We start from the raw sequence: 15,383 nt of genomic DNA, 5'->3' as shown, positions 1-15,383 counted from the left end.
TTGACAACTCCAACAATAAAACTGCTGAGCACTCCATCATGACCCAGCAAAACCTGTTCCTCGGCATCGACTGCGGCACCCAGGGCACCAAAGCCATCGTCCTCGACGCTTCCAGCGGAAAGGTGCTGGGCCTGGGCGCCGCCGCGCACACCCTGATCAGCGGCGCCAATGGCCGGCGTGAGCAACACACCCAGGAATGGCTGGACGCCTTCACCGAAGCCACCCACCGCGCCCTGCAACAGGCCGGGGTGGACGGCCAGGACATCCTCGGCATTGGTGTTTCCGGCCAGCAACACGGCCTGGTGTTGCTCGATGCCCAGGGTCAGGTGCTGCGCCCGGCAAAGCTGTGGTGCGACACCGAAACCGCCACAGAAAATGAGCGCCTGTTGCACTACCTGGGCGGCGAGAGCGGCTCGCTGGAGCGCCTGGGCGTGGCCATTGCGCCGGGCTACACGGTGTCCAAAATGCTCTGGACCCGTGAACAGCACCCGGACCTGTTTGCGCGCATCGCCCATATCCTGCTGCCCCACGACTACCTCAATTACTGGCTCACCGGCCGCGCCGTCGCCGAATACGGCGATGCGTCGGGCACCGGCTATTTCAATGTGCGCCGCCGTGAATGGGACGTGGCGCTGCTTGCGCACATCGACCCCAGTGGGCGCCTGCAGGCGGCGCTGCCCGAGCTGATTGAAGCCGATCAAGCAGTGGGCACGATCCTGCCGGCCATTGCCGAGCGACTGGGCATCAACCCCAACGCGGTTGTCGCCAGCGGCGGCGGCGATAACATGATGGGCGCCATCGGCACCGGCAACATCGCCCCTGGGGTGATCACCATGAGCCTGGGTTCATCGGGCACCGTCTACGCCTTTGCCGACCAGCCCAACGTCAGCCCCCAGGCGTCGGTCGCCACCTTCTGCGCCTCCAGCGGTGGCTGGTTGCCGTTGATCTGCACCATGAACCTGACCAACGCCACCGGGGTGATCCGCGAGCTGTTCGAACTCGACCTGCACGCCTTCAATGCCCTGGTCGAGCAGGCCCCCATCGGCGCGGACGGGGTGAGCATGCTGCCGTTCCTCAACGGCGAACGGGTGCCCGCCCTGCCCCAGGCCACCGGCAGCCTGCACGGCCTGACCATGACCAACCTGACCCGCGCCAACCTGTGCCGCGCGGTGGTCGAAGGCACCACCTTCGGCTTGCGCTACGGCCTCGACCTGCTGCGCCAGACCGGCCTGCAAAGCCTGCGCATCCGCTTGATCGGTGGCGGTTCGAAAAGCCCGCTGTGGCGGCAGATGGTCGCCGATATCATGAACACCGAAGTGGTCTGTACCGAACAGAGCGAGGCCGCGGCCCTGGGCGCGGCGATCCAGGCGGCGTGGTGCCAGTCCGGCGAATCCCTGGCCAGCCTGTGCGACAAATGCGTCAGCCTGGACCCGGCCAGCCGCACCCTGCCGGTGCCGGCCAACGTGAGCGCCTATCAACAGGCCTATGAGCGCTATCAACAGCTTGTGGCAACCCTTTAAGAGCGAGTGACTATGTATCTGGTGTGTGGTGAAGCGCTGTTTGATTTTTTCAGCGAGGAGAATGCCGATGGGCAGGTTGCCAAGCTCAATTACACGGCGATTGCCGGTGGCTCGCCGTTCAACGTGGCGGTGGGCCTGCGCCGTTTGGGGATCGAGTCCGGGTTCTTCGCCGGGATCTCCCACGACTACCTGGGCAGGCGCCTGCTACAGGTGCTCAAGGACGAAGGCGTGAGTGAAGATTTCCTGGTGCCCTTCGACGCGCCAACCACCCTGGCCATGGTGGCCGTGGGCGCCAATGGTTCACCGCAATACAGCTTTCGTGGCGAAGGCTGCGCAGACCGGCAACTGCAGTTGACGCACCTGCCGCCCCTGGGTGATGAGATTCGCGGGCTGCATGTGGGCTCGTTTTCCCTGGTGGTACAGCCGATTGGCGACACGCTGCTGGCGCTGGTCAAGCGCGAAAGCGGCAAGCGCCTGATCAGCCTCGACCCTAACGTACGACTGAACCCGCAACCGGATATCCAGCTGTGGCGCGACCGTGTGATGGAGTTGGTCAAGCATGCGGATTTGATCAAGGTCAGCGATGAAGACCTGCACCTGCTCTACCCCGAGCAGTCCCCCGAAAGCGTGCTGCAAGGCTGGCTGCAACATCGCTGCCAGTTGGTATTTCTGACCCGTGGCGGCGACGGCGCCAGTGTGTTCAGCCGCCGCCATGGCAACTGGTCGCAACCGGCAATCGATATCGTGATGGCCGATACGGTGGGTGCCGGCGACACCTTCCAGGCGGCGCTGATCGCCTGGTTGACCGAGCACCGGTTGGACTCGGTGCAAGGGCTGCAACAACTCAGCCGTGAACAGATCGACGCCATGCTCGGCTTTGCGATTCGCGCCGCAGCGCTGACCTGCACCCGCACCGGGCCGGACCTGCCTTACCGCAGCCAGCTAGGCTGAACGCCCATAGGCCGCGCATTCCGCGTGTGCCTTTACCCCCGGCTCCGGCGACGATACCTACGTCTGCGACAGCGGCACCCTCAATGGCGGTGTCACCTTTGGCGCGAGGGCGTGAGCGGCAACGCCGGGGTGCGTATGAGTTGGAAAGACCGTGTGGTTTGAGGGCCTGGTCAATACCAAGCCCACAGGTCAGCGTTGAACGAGGCACACCCTTAAGATCTGCGCCCTCCTGCTCGTTGCAGCAAGGGCGTGTGGCTGTGCTTGAGGTATTCACGCAGTTCAGCGATCAGGCTGCAAATGGCGCGACTGCTGTCGAGTTTGTCGGCGTTTATCCCTTTCACCTCCAAGTCCACTCGATCACGGTCGCGGTCGTCGTACACCTTGATCGTCAGTGAAGCGTCTTCGGCTTTGGTGCACTCACACCGCTTAGGCAGGAAACTTCCTTCAATGATGCTGCGAAGCTCTAGTTCCGAAAGCATGGCTAACCTCTCCTTTGTTGAGACTGCCAATGGTTTTATAAGTATCCGGCAGGCACTTGCCTGCCACGTCTTGCCGGCCCTGGAAGACGCCTACAGAAATAAGCCTACTCGGCAAAATCTCCTGCTGTTGTAACCATTCTTCATAAGCGCTGGCGGCGCTTATATATGGAAAATCTGACTGTCTACATCCTCGCCGAACCACTTCGATTAAACGTTTAACCCACAGGATGCGTGCGCAGGCCGGTTTTTCCAGCAACATATGGCAACCAATTCACCTGTCGCCGTTGAGTCGAGAGGGACTTACGCAAACCATACGAAACATATACGATTCGTATATCAACCCAACACAGTGAAGCTTATGGGCATCGTCAAGATCACCGACCAATTGCACGAGCAACTGCGCCTGGCCAGCGCCGCGATGGACCGTTCCATCAACGCCCAGGCCGAGTTCTGGATCAAGATCGGCCTGCTGGCTGAACTCAATCCTCACCTGCCCTACAACGAGCTGATCAACAAGCTGTTGCTGGACAAACCCGACCTGATCCGAGGGCGCAGCCAATGATCAAGACGCCACAACAGCTGGTGGTCATGCGCGAAGCCGGACGCCTGCTGGCCCAGGTGTTCAGCATGCTCGACACCTTTGTCGTCGCCGGCCGCTCCACCCTGGAGCTGGACAGCGCCGTCGAAACCTTCATCCGCCAGGAGCTCAAAGCCCGCCCGGCCAGCCTCGGGCAATATGACTACCCCTTCTGCATCAATACCTCGATCAACGAAGTGGTGTGTCACGGCATGCCCAGCGCCACGCAATTGCTCAAGGAAGGCGACATCATCAACATCGACATTACCCTGGAAAAAGGTGGCTTTATCGCCGACTCCAGCAAGATGTACATGATCGGCACTGTCTCCCCCAAGGCGCGGCGCCTGGTGGAGATGACCTTCGAGGCCATGTGGGCGGGCATCCGCCAGGTGCGGCCCGGTGCCCGCCTGGGTGATATTGGCCATGCGATCCAGCACCATGCACACACCAACGGCTATAGCGTGGTGCGTGAATACTGCGGCCACGGCATTGGCCGGGAAATGCACGAGGAGCCACAAATCCTGCACTTCGGCCGTCCCGGCACGGGGCTGGAGCTGCGTGAAGGCATGGTGTTCACCATTGAACCGATGCTCAACCAGGGCAGCGCGAAGGTGCGCAGCCTCAAGGATGGCTGGACGGTGGTGACCAAGGACAACAGTCTCTCGGCGCAATGGGAACACACGGTTGCGGTGACGGCCGATGGGTTCGAAGTATTGACGCTGCAAGCGTCCGCTTGAACCTCAAGCCACCTGCTTGATCGCAGCCTTGGCCTCCAGCTCACGCACCAGCGGCAACACGCGTTTGCCGAAATACTCCACTTCTTCCTGGAAATGCAGGAAAGCGGCCAGCACCAGGTCCACGCCCACCGCCTTGAGCGCCACGATGCGCTCGGCGATCTGCTGCGGCGTGCCGATCAGGTTGGTCTTGAAGCCGTCGTTGTACTGCACCAGGTCTTCAAAGCTGGACTTGGCCCAGTTGCCCTCGCCTTCCGGGGATGACTTGCCGGCTTGTTTGGCCGCGTCACCGAAGGCGTTGACCGCTTCCGGGTCGGCTTTATCGATGATCTCGGCGAGCACGGCACGCGCTTCTTCCTCGGTGTCGCGGGCGATCACGAAGGCGTTGACACCGATTTTGACCGAATGGTTATTCGCCGCCGCCTTGGCGCGGATGTCATCGACCTGGGCCTTGATGCCTTCCGGGGTATTACCGTTGGTGAAGTACCAGTCCGACACACGCGCGGCCATGTCCCGCGCCGCCCGCGAACTGCCGCCCTGGAACACCTCGGGCTGGCCCAGCGGCTTAGGCTTGAGGGTGTAGTTGTTGAAGCGGTAGAAGTCGCCCTTGAAGGTGAAATCGTCCTGGGTCCATATGCCTTTCAAGGCGCGGATGAATTCTTCGGAGCGGCGATAGCGCTCATCGTGTTCCAGCCAGGGTTCACCGATCGCCTGGAACTCGCCCTTGAACCAGCCACTGACGATATTCACCGCGATACGGCCGTTGGTGAGCTGGTCGATGGTTGCCAGTTGCTTGGCCGCCAGCGCCGGTTGCCACGGGCCCGGCAGGATCGCCGCAATCACCTTGAGGGTGGTGGTCGCCGCCAGCAGCGCGTGGCTGAAGGCCACCGACTCGTGCTGGTTCTCGGCGCCGTAGCCGGCAGTGAAGCGGATCTGGGTCAGGCCGTACTCGAAGCCGGCGGCTTCGGCCAGTTGCGCCAGTTTACGGTTGTAGTCGATGCCCCAGTGGGTACGTTGTTCGATCTTGCTGACCACCAACCCACCGCTGACGTTGGGCACCCAATAGGCAAATTTTACGGCTTGCTGACTCATTGAACGGTTCCTCGCACACAGGGATGTACCCAGGGCTTGAGCAGCAAGCGTGCCAGTCACGGTTAAACGCCCTGGCCGTGTGGGTTGCGGCGCAAAACCCGGGGTTTGCGTGACGTGCCGCGACTGTCATGGATCGCTGCGCTTTGTCCAAATGCTGTTGCTGGAGCAACAGCGGCGGGCATCCCCGCGCCGTAAATACGGGCCGGCGTGCCCGGCACGGACTGTGCAACCACCCTGGGACTTGATCACTGCCCAGGAGCCCAACCCCATGACCAAGCAACACGTCATCAACCCGCTGTCCATCGGCGTCGACTACACCGCCCTGGCCGAGCGTTTCCGTCCGATCTTCCAGCGCATCGCCGACGGCGCGGTAGAACGTGAGCACAGCCGCACCCTGCCCCATGAGCCGATCCGTTGGTTGAAGGAAGCCGGCTTTGGCGCGGTGCGGGTGCCGGTGGAATATGGCGGTGGCGGCGCGTCCCTGCCGCAGCTGTTCGAACTGCTGATCGAACTCGCCGCCGCCGATTCCAACGTGCCCCAGGCCCTGCGCGGGCATTTCGCGTTTGCCGAAGACCGCCTGAACGCGCCGCCGGGCGCGGGGCGCGACGTGTGGTTCAAGCGCTTTGTCGACGGCGACCTCGTCGGCTGTGCCTGGACAGAAATCGGCACTGTCGCGATCGGCGACGTGGTGACCCAGGTCAGCCCCAACGGTGACGATTGGGCCCTCAACGGTGAAAAGTTCTACAGCACCGGCAGCCTGTTTTCCGACTGGATCGACGTGTACGCCCAGCGCAGCGACACCGGCGGCGACGTGATCGCCGCCACCCGCACCCGCCAGCCAGGCGTGGTGCAAAGCGATGACTGGGACGGCTTTGGCCAGCGCACCACCGGCAGCGGCACCACGCGCTTTACCGATGCGGTGGTCGAAGCGCACAACGTGATCGACTTTGCCGAGCGCTTCAAATACCAGACCGCGTTCTATCAACTGGTGTTGCTGGCCACCCTGGCCGGCATCGGCCGCGCCGCGCTCAACGACGTGGCCCAGCAGGTACGCAGCCGCAAGCGCATCTACAGCCACGGCAATGCCCCGCACGTCAGCCAGGACGCGCAGGTTCAACAGGTGGTCGGCGAAGTCGCCGCACTGGTTTACGCCGCCCAGGCCAGCGCGTTGAAGGCCGCGCTGCCGGCGCAACGGGCTTATCTGGCACGATTTGGTGGGGATGAGGTCGCCGAGCGCGAGGCTAACGTGGCGGCCGAGATCGAATCGGCGACGGCCCAGGTGGTGGTCTCGGAACTGATCCAGCGTGCCACCAGCCAATTGTTCAACGCGTTGGGGGCCTCGGATGTGCGCCAAGGCAAGGCCCTGGACCGGCACTGGCGCAATGCGCGGACGGTGGCGTCGCACAATCCGCTGATCTACAAGGCACGGATCGTCGGTGACTGGGTGATCAACGGCACTGAGCCGCCGTTTGTCTGGCAAATCGGCAACGGCCCGGCCAAGGCCTGAGGCCGGTTCCATATGTGTGGCATGGGGCTTGCCCTAATGCCAGTCAGTTAAGGCTTTTTGTAGGAGCGAGCTTGCTCGCGAAAAATTCACAGGCACCGCGTTTATTCAGGAAGCACGCGTTATCGTTGACGTTTTTCGCGAGCAAGCTCGCTCCTACAGGAGATTGGGGCTTGCCCCCTCCCACATTTTTAGAACGCCAGTTTGTAGCCCACCGCCATCAACATCACCGCCAGGCACGGACGCAGCACCGCGTCCGGGATCCTGCCGGTCATGTGGCTGCCCAGGTAAATGCCCGGCAGCGAGCCCATCAGCAAAAAGCCCAGCAGGTGCCAGTCCATATTGCCCATGCTCGCATGGCCCAGGCCCGCCACCAGGGTCAGCGGCACGGCATGGGCGATCTCGGTGCCCACCAGTCGGCGCGTGGCGAGGAACGGGTACAGGATGAACAGTGCCACGGTACCCAGCGCGCCGGCACCGATGGAGGTCAGCGCAACCATGGTGCCGAGGACGACGCCCGTCACTACGGTCAGCGCATTCAGGTTGCGCGGGCGCATGTGATAGTCGTCACCGGCATGGCGTTGGGCGAACGCCAACAAGCGTTGCTTGAACAGGATCGCCAGGGCCGTCAGCAGCAACACCACACCCAGTGCCTGTTTGATCACCGCGTTCATGGCGCTGGGGTCGGTGTGCAGGCTGGCGAGGAACCACAGGGTCAGCAGCACCGCAGGCACACTGCCCAGGGTCAGCCAGCCGGTAATGGTCCAGTCGATGTTCCGGTTCTTGCTGTGCACCAGCACACCACCGGATTTGGTAATGGCGGCATACAACAGGTCCGTGCCAACGGCGGTGGCCGGGTTGATGCCGAACCACAACAGGATCGGCGTCATCAGGGAGCCGCCACCCACGCCGGTCATGCCCACGATAAATCCTACGATCAGGCCGGCAACCACGAAACCCACATTACCCACATCCATTACAGCTACCTGCGGCCTTATAAAATTCTGGCGGCAGGATAGCGATTTTTCTTATAACTACTTATATCAATATGATCTGACTTTATGCCTTTTCTGCTAATCGCTGGCAGGCATACGCTTGGGTCTGGTACGCAAATGCCACGGTGTCACGGCCCTTCAGGGCGGGATGAGTGTCGATCAGCTGCTGCAGTTGCGCCGTGACCGTGGCCTTTTCCGCCGCAGGCAATGCGGCGATAAAGCTGACCGACAGGATGCGGTCCATGATCACTTCCTTCGGGCTGCCGACATGGTGATAGGCAAAGCAGGTCAGTTCAGGGGCGGAAAAATACTCACCAGTGAAAGCCTCGCGCCAACGTCCGCTATGAAAACGCGGGGTGTCGCCCTCGTAGGGAGTAATGATGGCCGTGATGGCAGCGATCCAGTCCACCGACTCATCACGCACATTCCACACCAGCCCCAAACGCCCTTCGGGTTTGAGTACACGGTGGATCTGCGCCAGCGCCGCCTCACTGGAAAACCAGTGGAAGGCCTGGGCACAGACCACCGCGTCGGCGCTCGCGGACGCCAAAGGCATGGACTCGGCCGTGCCATTGACCAGCCGTACGCCCGGCAGCAGCTTGACCAACTGGGCGCCCATTTCCATCACCGGTTCGACGGCGATCAGCGTCGGCGCCAGGCTGCTGAGCAGGCGCGTGAACTTGCCGGTGCCGGCCCCCAGGTCGATCACGGTCGAGTGGGCATTGATGCCCAGCGCGTCGGCCAGCCAGCCGGTGAGTTGTCGCGGATAGCCGGGGCGACCTTGCGCGTAAGTGCGGGCCTGGGTAGAGAAACCTTGCTGAGCGGACGCGTGGACACCAGTCATTGCCAATCTCTCTTCGGGTAAAGCGGGGGCCACAGTGTGCGCCGTCTCGCGGTTATTTTCTAATCGCTGGATCGACGGCAGGCAACCACACACGAAACCGCGCGCCGCCCAAGGGTGAAGCCTCGGCGGTCAAGCTGCCGCCCTGGGCTTGCAGGGCCCGCCGGCTGATGGCCAGGCCCAGGCCGAAACCTCCGGTGGCGCGGTCGCGGCTACGGTCCAGGCGGTAGAACGGTTCGAAGATGCGCTCGCGCTGGTCCGGCGGAATGCCGATGCCATCATCCTCCACGAAGATTTCACAGCCGTTGGGGCAGACCCTGACGCCGACCTGGATGCGCTTGTCGCAGTAACGCGTGGCGTTGCGCAACAGGTTCTGCAGGGCGCGGGCGGTCAGGCGCGGGTCGAGGCTGAAGCGCTCCACGGCGCAGTCGAGCGCCACGTCGATAACAATCTCGGGGTTCTCCAGTTCATCGTCGACACTGCCCAATACGCTGTCGATGAATTCGTCGAGCACCACCTCCACGCGCTCCGGCTCCTGCGCCGGGTTTTGCAGGCGGCTGTAGGAAAGTAACTCCAGCACCAGCTCATCCAGCTCACGAATATGCGCCACCAGGCTTTGCAAGCGCTCCCGGCTGGCCGCAGGCAAGTCCTCCGCCAGGGCCAGGGCCAGGCCGAAATCCAGGCGGGTCAGCGGCGTGCGCAGTTCATGGGACACCGCGTTGAGCAGGTCGCGCTGCTGGTTGAGCAGGTGTTCGATGTCGTCGGCCATGGTGTCGAACACCGAGGCGAGGCTGCCGATGCTGGAGCTGGCGGGGATCAGCGTGCGCTCGGCCAGGTTGCCCCGCCCCAATTGCGCAGCGGTGCTTTTCAAGCGTTCCAGGTCGCGCCAGTGCGGGCGTAGCCACACCAGCAGGCAGGCGAGCAGCGCCGCGACGATCAGCACGTTGATCGCCCAATACAGCACGTTCATGTCCAACGGATCGGGCGGTACTGTCAGCTTGACCACGAATTGCTCATTGATCGGCGAGCTGATTTCCTCCATCCAGCCCCATTCCCCCAGGCGCACCACCGATTTGCCCTGTTCCAGCAGTTTTTCTTCCGCCGGGGTATAGCGCGCATCCTGGCGCAGCAGCAATTGCACCTTCAACGGCGCAAAATCGTGGCCCAGCTGCTCGGTGACCTGTGACCAGCGCTCCACCGGTGCGCGCACGTATTGCTTGACGATCAGCTTCTGCTGGCCGCGGGTCTGCTCGATGTTGTAGTTCATGTAACGGTGTTCGAACAGCTGGATCACCAGGGAGGGGATCAAGTAGATCGCCGCGCTGTAGGTAACGATGGTGATCAGGTAGAGGCGCAGCAGGACACGAAACATGGCTCAGCATTCCCACTCGGAACGGCTGAACAGGTAGCCCTTGCCCCACACGGTCTTGATCTTGCGCGCTTCACCGGCGTGGTCATCGAACTTGCGGCGCAGCTTGGAGATGGCCACGTCCACCGAACGGTCGGTGCCATTGAATTCGATACCGCGCAGGCGCTGCAGAATCTGGTCGCGGCTGAGCACTTCACCGGCATGTCGCGCCAACACCACCAGCAGGTTGTACTCGCCGCTGGACAGCTCCACCGCCTGCTCGCGCCAAGTCACGGTACGCTCGCACAGGTCGATGCACAGGTTGCCCATGATGATACGGTCGCTGGCCACCTGGGGTTCCGACAGGCTGCTACGGCGCAGCAAGGTGCGCACACGGGCGAGCAGCACCCGTGGCTCGCAGGGTTTGGTCACATAATCGTCGGCGCCCATTTCCAGGCCCAGCACCTGGTCGTGGCTGTCGTCGCGGGCGGTAAGCATCAGGATCGGCAGGCCCGCCGAGTCGGCGCGCAGCAGGCGGCAGACCTGCAGGCCGTCGAGGCCGGGCAGCATCAGGTCGAGGATGACCAGGTCCGGCGGGTTCAGGCGCGCGCGTTCGCGCACTTGGTCGCCACGGCTGAGCACGCTGACGTGGTAGCCATTGCGTTCCAGGTAGCTGGCAATCAGCTCGGAGAGCGCGGCGTCGTCTTCCACCAGCAGGATGTTGGGCATGAAGGTGTTTCCAGAAAATACAGTGAAGTGCCGTACACAAATCCAATGTGGGAGGGGGCTTGCCCCCGATAACGGTGGTTCAATCACAGATGTATGACTGACACGCCCTCATCGGGAGCAAGCCCCCTCCCACATTTGATCTTCGTTGTCAGCGAGGTTGTGCAAGGATATACGCCCCCGACGCCCCGCGCGCCGTACCTTACATTTCTTCACAGACGCACTACACAGCTTCACAGCACCACGGCGCAGGTGACCTTAGGATGCGCCAGTCAATATTGGGATAAGAGCATGTCGAAGAATCTGTTTGCGCCGTTTTGCCTGTTGGCGCTCACCCTGGCGTTGAGCGCGTGTGACAACTCCACAGCCGAGGCGCCGCAAGTGCCCCTGGCCAAAGTGCGCATCGAGACGCTGCAGGCCAAGCCCCTGTCCATCACCAGCGAATTGAGCGGGCGCATCGCCGCGCCGCGTATTGCCGAGGTGCGCGCACGGGTGGCCGGGGTGGTGATGCAAAGGGTCTTCAACGAAGGCCATGACGTGAAACAGGGCGACGTGCTGTTTCGCATCGACCCGGCCCCGTTCAAGGCCGACCTCGACAGCGCCCAGGCCAACCTGAGCAAAGCCGAGGCCAATGCGTTCCAGGCGCGCCTGCAGGAGCAGCGCTACAGCCAGTTGGTGGAAGGCAACGCCATCAGCGGCCAGGAGTACGACAACGCCCGCGCTGCCCTGCGCCAGACCAACGCCGAGGTCGCCGCCAACAAGGCCGCCGTCGAGCGGGCCCGGTTGAACCTGGGTTACGCCACGGTGACCGCACCGATTTCCGGGCGCATCGGCCGTGCGCTGGTGACCGAAGGCGCCCTGGTCGGCCAGAACGAAGCCACGCCGCTGGCGATCATCCAGCAACTGGACCCGATCCATGCCGACCTCACTCAGTCGACCCGCGAGCTGAATGACCTGCGCCGCGCGTTTCGCGCCGGTCGCTTGCAGCAGGTCGGCCAGGACCAGGCCAAGGCCACCCTGATCCAGGATGACGGCAGCCTGTACCCGTTGCCGGGCAAGTTGCTGTTCGCCGAGATCAGTGTCGACCCGGGCACCGGGCAGATCATTCTGCGCAGCGAATTTCCCAACCCGGACCTCGACCTGCTGCCCGGCAGCTTCGTGCGGGTGCGCCTGGAACAAGCCGTCGACCAGCAAGGCCTCAGCGTGCCGCAGCGCGCCATCACCCGCGACAGCGCCGGCATCCCGATGGTGCTGTTGTTGGACAGCGAGCAAAGCGTGCGCCAGCAGCCGGTGGAGTTGGGCGCAGTGATCGACGATCGCTGGGTGGTCAGCAGCGGCCTCAAGCCCGGTGACCGCATTGTCGTCGAGGGCCTGCAACATGCGCGCCCCGGTGAAAAAGTTGAAGTGGACGACAGCCCGCTCGTGAAGGAATAACCCGCCATGCCGCAGTTCTTTATCGACCGCCCGATTTTCGCCTGGGTGGTGGCCCTGTTCATCTTGCTGGCCGGCTTCCTGGCGATCCCGCAATTGCCGGTGGCCCAATACCCCAACGTGGCGCCGCCAAAGGTAGAAATCTACGCGGTATACCCTGGCGCTTCGGCCCAGACCCTGGACGAAAGCGTGGTCAGCCTGATCGAGCAGGAGCTCAACGGCGCCGATCACCTGCTGTATTTCGAGTCCCAGAGCAGCCTCGGCTCGGCGACCATTACCGCCACGTTCCAGCCGGGCACCAACCCGGAAATGGCCCAGGTGGATGTGCAGAACCGCTTGAAGGCGGTAGAGCCGCGCCTGCCGCAAGCAGTGACGCAACAAGGCTTGCAGGTGGAGAAAGTCTCGGCCGGCTTCCTGCTGCTGGTCACGCTGACGTCCAGCGATGGCAAGCTCGATGATGTGGCGCTCAGCGATTACCTGGCGCGCAACGTGATGAACGAACTCAAGCGCTTGGACGGTGTGGGCAAGGCCCAGTTGTATGGCGCCGAGCGCGCCATGCGCATCTGGATCGATCCGCAGAAGCTGATCGGTTTCAACCTCACCCCGGCCGACGTGAATGCCGCCGTCAGCGCGCAGAATGCCCAGGTGTCGGCGGGCAGCATCGGCGACTTGCCGGGCACCAACACCCAGGAAATCACCGCCGCCATTCTGGTCAAGGGCCAACTGTCGACGCCGGCGGAGTTCGCCGACATCGTGCTCAAGGCCAACCCTGACGGCTCCACCGTGCGCATCGGCGATGTGGCGCGGGTTGAAGTCGGCAGCCAGGAATACCAGTTCTCCACGCGCCTGAACGGCAAACCGTCCACCGCCGTCAGCGTGCAGCTGGCGCCGGGGGCCAACGCGCTGAACACCGCGACCCTGGTGCGGGCGAAGATGGACGAACTGTCGCGCTATTTCCCGGCCAACGTGGAATACAAGATTCCCTACGACACCTCGCCGTTCGTCAAAGTCTCGATCACCAAGGTGGTCTACACCCTGCTCGAGGCAATGGCGCTGGTGTTCGCGGTGATGTTCCTGTTCCTGCAGAACGTGCGCTACACCCTGATCCCCACGCTAGTGGTGCCGATTGCGTTGATGGGCACCTTTGCCACCATGCTGTTGCTGGGTTTTTCAATCAACGTGCTGACCATGTTCGGCATGGTGCTGGCGATCGGCATTCTGGTGGACGATGCGATTGTGGTGGTGGAGAACGTCGAGCGGATTATGGCCACTGAAGGCTTGTCGCCCAAGGAGGCGACGAAAAAGGCCATGGGCCAGATCACCGGCGCCATTGTCGGTATCACCCTGGTGCTGGTCGCGGTCTTCCTGCCGATGGCGTTCATGCCAGGCTCCGTGGGGGTGATCTACCAGCAGTTCTCGTTGTCGATGGCCACCTCGATCCTGTTCTCGGCCTTCCTGGCCCTGACCTTGACGCCAGCGCTGTGCGCCACCTTGCTCAAGCCGATTGCCCAGGGCGAGCACCATGCCAAGGGTGGCTTTTTCGGCTGGTTCAATAAACGCTTTGAACAGCTCACCGACCGCTACGAAGGCTGGGTGGCCTATGCGCTCAAGCGCAGCGGCCGTTACCTGCTGATCTACCTGGTATTGCTGGTGGGCCTGGGGCTGCTGTTCAGTCGCCTGCCCTCCTCATTCCTGCCGGTGGAAGACCAGGGCTACACCATCACCGATATCCAGCTGCCACCGGGTGCCAGCAAGAACCGCACGGTGCAGGTGGCCGAGCAGATCGAGGCGCACAACGCCGGTGAGCCGGGCGTGGGCGATACCACCATGATCATGGGTTTCAGTTTCTCCGGTTCCGGGCAGAACGCGGCGCTGGCGTTCACCACGCTCAAGGACTGGTCGGAACGCGGCGGCGATGACTCCGCGGCGTCGATTGCCGACCGCGCCAATATGGCCTTCAGCGGGCTCAAGGATGCGATTGCCTTTGCGATCCTGCCGCCGCCGGTAGACGGCCTGGGCACCTCCAGCGGCTTCGAGTTCCGTCTGCAGGACCGCGGCGGCGTCGGCCATGCGGGGTTGATGGCCGCGCGCACCGAGCTGCTGGAGGCTGCCGGTAAAAGCCCGGTCCTGGCCAACGTGCGCGAAAGCGCCCTGGCCGAAGCGCCGCAGGTGCAGCTGGAAGTGGACCGCAAGCAGGCCAATGCGCTGGGCGTATCGTTCGCCGATGTGGGCAATGTGCTGTCGTCGGCCATCGGTTCGGCTTACATCAATGACTTCCCCAACCAGGGCCGCATGCAGCGTGTGGTGGTGCAGGCTGAAGGCGACCAGCGCAGCCAGGTGGCGGACTTGATGAAGATCAACGTGCGCAACAACGCCGGGAAGATGGTGCCGTTGTCTGCCTTTGTCGAAGCCAAATGGACCCAAGGCCCGACGCAATTGACCCGCTACAACGGCTACCCGGCCATCGCCATCAGCGGCGAAGCGGCGCCGGGGCACAGTACCGGCGAGGCGATGGACGAAATCCAGCGCCTGGTCAGCCAGTTGCCGGCGGGCCTGGGCCAGGAATGGACGGGGTTGTCGTTGCAGGAACGGTTGTCCGGTTCCCAGGCGCCGTTGCTGCTGGGCCTGTCGCTGCTGATCGTGTTCCTGTGCCTGGCGGCCTTGTATGAAAGCTGGTCGATCCCGACCTCCGTGTTGTTGGTGGTGCCGCTGGGTGTGCTCGGCGCGGTGGTAGCCGTGAGCCTGCGCGGCATGCCCAACGATGTGTTCTTCAAGGTCGGCTTGATCACCATCATCGGTTTGTCGGCGAAGAACGCGATTCTGATCATCGAGTTCGCCAAGGATCTGTACGAGCAGGGTGAAGATCTGATCGACGCCACCTTGAAGGCGGCGCGCCTGCGCCTGCGCCCGATCATCATGACATCGCTGGCGTTCATCCTCGGCGTGGTGCCGCTGGCGATTGCCACCGGTGCCAGCTCGGCGAGCCAGCAGGCGATTGGTACGGGGGTGATTGGCGGGATGATCACCGCGACATTGGCGGTGGTGTTCGTGCCGGTGTTCTTTGTGGTTGTCATGAAGGTGGTGGTACGCAAGCGCAGCCGCTAGCGGTTAGCGGTTAGCGGTTAGCTTCAAGCGGCAAGTAAGAGCAGGCGTGCTTTTGCTTGCCGCTTACAGCTTGAAGCTTG

Annotated in this window: 13 protein-coding genes; 7 read left to right on the top strand and 6 right to left on the bottom strand. The window is 62.9% G+C overall.

The window, feature by feature from the left end; translation table 11 throughout:
* Positions 1-38: 38 nt before the first annotated feature.
* Together xylB and C4J90_RS11105 are read left to right on the top strand one after the other, a co-directional pair.
* Positions 39-1,520: a xylulokinase gene (gene xylB / locus C4J90_RS11110; protein ID WP_124419763.1), complete on the top strand. Its 1,482-nt coding sequence runs from the start codon at positions 39-41 to the stop codon at positions 1,518-1,520.
* A gap of 12 nt (positions 1,521-1,532) precedes the next feature.
* Positions 1,533-2,471 (top strand): carbohydrate kinase, encoded by a 939-nt coding sequence (locus tag C4J90_RS11105; protein ID WP_124419762.1) that lies wholly within the window; start codon positions 1,533-1,535, stop codon positions 2,469-2,471.
* Positions 2,472-2,683: 212 nt separating this feature from the next.
* Here C4J90_RS11105 and C4J90_RS11100 read toward each other — a convergent pair whose 3' ends face one another.
* Positions 2,684-2,950, bottom strand: coding sequence for a DUF1652 domain-containing protein (locus tag C4J90_RS11100; protein ID WP_124362423.1), 267 nt, complete (start codon positions 2,948-2,950; stop codon positions 2,684-2,686).
* A 358-nt stretch (positions 2,951-3,308) separates the two neighbouring features.
* Between C4J90_RS11100 and C4J90_RS11095 the strand changes: the two genes are divergently transcribed.
* Positions 3,309-3,512: a ParD-like family protein gene (locus tag C4J90_RS11095; RefSeq protein WP_124362422.1), complete on the top strand. Its 204-nt coding sequence runs from the start codon at positions 3,309-3,311 to the stop codon at positions 3,510-3,512.
* Entirely contained in the window at positions 3,509-4,264 is a 756-nt protein-coding gene (gene map / locus C4J90_RS11090; protein ID WP_124414423.1) for a type I methionyl aminopeptidase, read from the top strand. The genes C4J90_RS11095 and map overlap by 4 nt, the downstream gene beginning before the upstream one ends.
* Positions 4,265-4,267: 3 nt before the next feature.
* Here map and sfnG read toward each other — a convergent pair whose 3' ends face one another.
* The gene (sfnG, locus tag C4J90_RS11085; protein WP_124362420.1) at positions 4,268-5,353 is read right to left on the bottom strand and encodes a dimethylsulfone monooxygenase SfnG; all 1,086 of its coding nucleotides are present in this window, start codon (positions 5,351-5,353) and stop codon (positions 4,268-4,270) included.
* A 268-nt stretch (positions 5,354-5,621) separates the two neighbouring features.
* On the opposite strand from sfnG, the gene C4J90_RS11080 reads away from it, so the two are divergent.
* On the top strand, positions 5,622-6,860 hold the full coding sequence (locus C4J90_RS11080; RefSeq protein ID WP_124419761.1) for an acyl-CoA dehydrogenase family protein: 1,239 nt from the start codon (positions 5,622-5,624) through the stop codon (positions 6,858-6,860).
* 188 nt (positions 6,861-7,048) lie between these two features.
* Here C4J90_RS11080 and C4J90_RS11075 read toward each other — a convergent pair whose 3' ends face one another.
* The 4 genes from C4J90_RS11075 to C4J90_RS11060 all read right to left on the bottom strand — a co-directional run bounded on the left by C4J90_RS11075 (position 7,049) and on the right by C4J90_RS11060 (position 10,770).
* Positions 7,049-7,834, bottom strand: coding sequence for a sulfite exporter TauE/SafE family protein (locus C4J90_RS11075; protein WP_124362418.1), 786 nt, complete (start codon positions 7,832-7,834; stop codon positions 7,049-7,051).
* Between the two features lie 82 nt (positions 7,835-7,916).
* Entirely contained in the window at positions 7,917-8,696 is a 780-nt protein-coding gene (locus tag C4J90_RS11070) for a class I SAM-dependent methyltransferase (RefSeq protein ID WP_124419760.1), read from the bottom strand.
* A 52-nt stretch (positions 8,697-8,748) separates the two neighbouring features.
* Positions 8,749-10,065: an ATP-binding protein gene (locus C4J90_RS11065; protein WP_124414419.1), complete on the bottom strand. Its 1,317-nt coding sequence runs from the start codon at positions 10,063-10,065 to the stop codon at positions 8,749-8,751.
* Between the two features lie 3 nt (positions 10,066-10,068).
* A complete protein-coding gene (locus tag C4J90_RS11060; protein ID WP_124362415.1) occupies positions 10,069-10,770 on the bottom strand; it encodes a response regulator transcription factor in 702 nt (233 codons plus the stop codon).
* Positions 10,771-11,058: 288 nt separating this feature from the next.
* Between C4J90_RS11060 and C4J90_RS11055 the strand changes: the two genes are divergently transcribed.
* Together C4J90_RS11055 and C4J90_RS11050 are read left to right on the top strand one after the other, a co-directional pair.
* The gene (locus tag C4J90_RS11055) at positions 11,059-12,201 is read left to right on the top strand and encodes an efflux RND transporter periplasmic adaptor subunit (protein WP_124419759.1); all 1,143 of its coding nucleotides are present in this window, start codon (positions 11,059-11,061) and stop codon (positions 12,199-12,201) included.
* A gap of 6 nt (positions 12,202-12,207) precedes the next feature.
* On the top strand, positions 12,208-15,303 hold the full coding sequence (locus tag C4J90_RS11050; protein WP_124419758.1) for an efflux RND transporter permease subunit: 3,096 nt from the start codon (positions 12,208-12,210) through the stop codon (positions 15,301-15,303).
* The last annotated feature ends 80 nt before the right edge of the window (positions 15,304-15,383 follow it).

It is taken from the genome of Pseudomonas sp. R2-60-08W (assembly GCF_003852335.1).
In the GTDB taxonomy this organism is placed as follows: domain Bacteria; phylum Pseudomonadota; class Gammaproteobacteria; order Pseudomonadales; family Pseudomonadaceae; genus Aquipseudomonas.
Note: the sequence above shows the minus strand (reverse complement) of the source record. Positions and strands in the feature narration are given on the sequence as shown.

Excerpts from the sequence above, each read along its gene's own strand:
- xylB (WP_124419763.1), top strand. The coding sequence starts at position 39 with ATGACCCAGCAAAACCTGTTCCTCGGCATCGACTGCGGCACCCAGGGC.
- C4J90_RS11105 (WP_124419762.1), top strand. The coding sequence starts at position 1,533 with ATGTATCTGGTGTGTGGTGAAGCGCTGTTTGATTTTTTCAGCGAGGAG.
- C4J90_RS11100 (WP_124362423.1), bottom strand. The coding sequence starts at position 2,950 with ATGCTTTCGGAACTAGAGCTTCGCAGCATCATTGAAGGAAGTTTCCTG.
- C4J90_RS11095 (WP_124362422.1), top strand. The coding sequence starts at position 3,309 with ATGGGCATCGTCAAGATCACCGACCAATTGCACGAGCAACTGCGCCTG.
- map (WP_124414423.1), top strand. The coding sequence starts at position 3,509 with ATGATCAAGACGCCACAACAGCTGGTGGTCATGCGCGAAGCCGGACGC.
- sfnG (WP_124362420.1), bottom strand. The coding sequence starts at position 5,353 with ATGAGTCAGCAAGCCGTAAAATTTGCCTATTGGGTGCCCAACGTCAGC.
- C4J90_RS11080 (WP_124419761.1), top strand. The coding sequence starts at position 5,622 with ATGACCAAGCAACACGTCATCAACCCGCTGTCCATCGGCGTCGACTAC.
- C4J90_RS11075 (WP_124362418.1), bottom strand. The coding sequence starts at position 7,834 with ATGGATGTGGGTAATGTGGGTTTCGTGGTTGCCGGCCTGATCGTAGGA.
- C4J90_RS11070 (WP_124419760.1), bottom strand. The coding sequence starts at position 8,696 with ATGACTGGTGTCCACGCGTCCGCTCAGCAAGGTTTCTCTACCCAGGCC.
- C4J90_RS11065 (WP_124414419.1), bottom strand. The coding sequence starts at position 10,065 with ATGTTTCGTGTCCTGCTGCGCCTCTACCTGATCACCATCGTTACCTAC.
- C4J90_RS11060 (WP_124362415.1), bottom strand. The coding sequence starts at position 10,770 with ATGCCCAACATCCTGCTGGTGGAAGACGACGCCGCGCTCTCCGAGCTG.
- C4J90_RS11055 (WP_124419759.1), top strand. The coding sequence starts at position 11,059 with ATGTCGAAGAATCTGTTTGCGCCGTTTTGCCTGTTGGCGCTCACCCTG.
- C4J90_RS11050 (WP_124419758.1), top strand. The coding sequence starts at position 12,208 with ATGCCGCAGTTCTTTATCGACCGCCCGATTTTCGCCTGGGTGGTGGCC.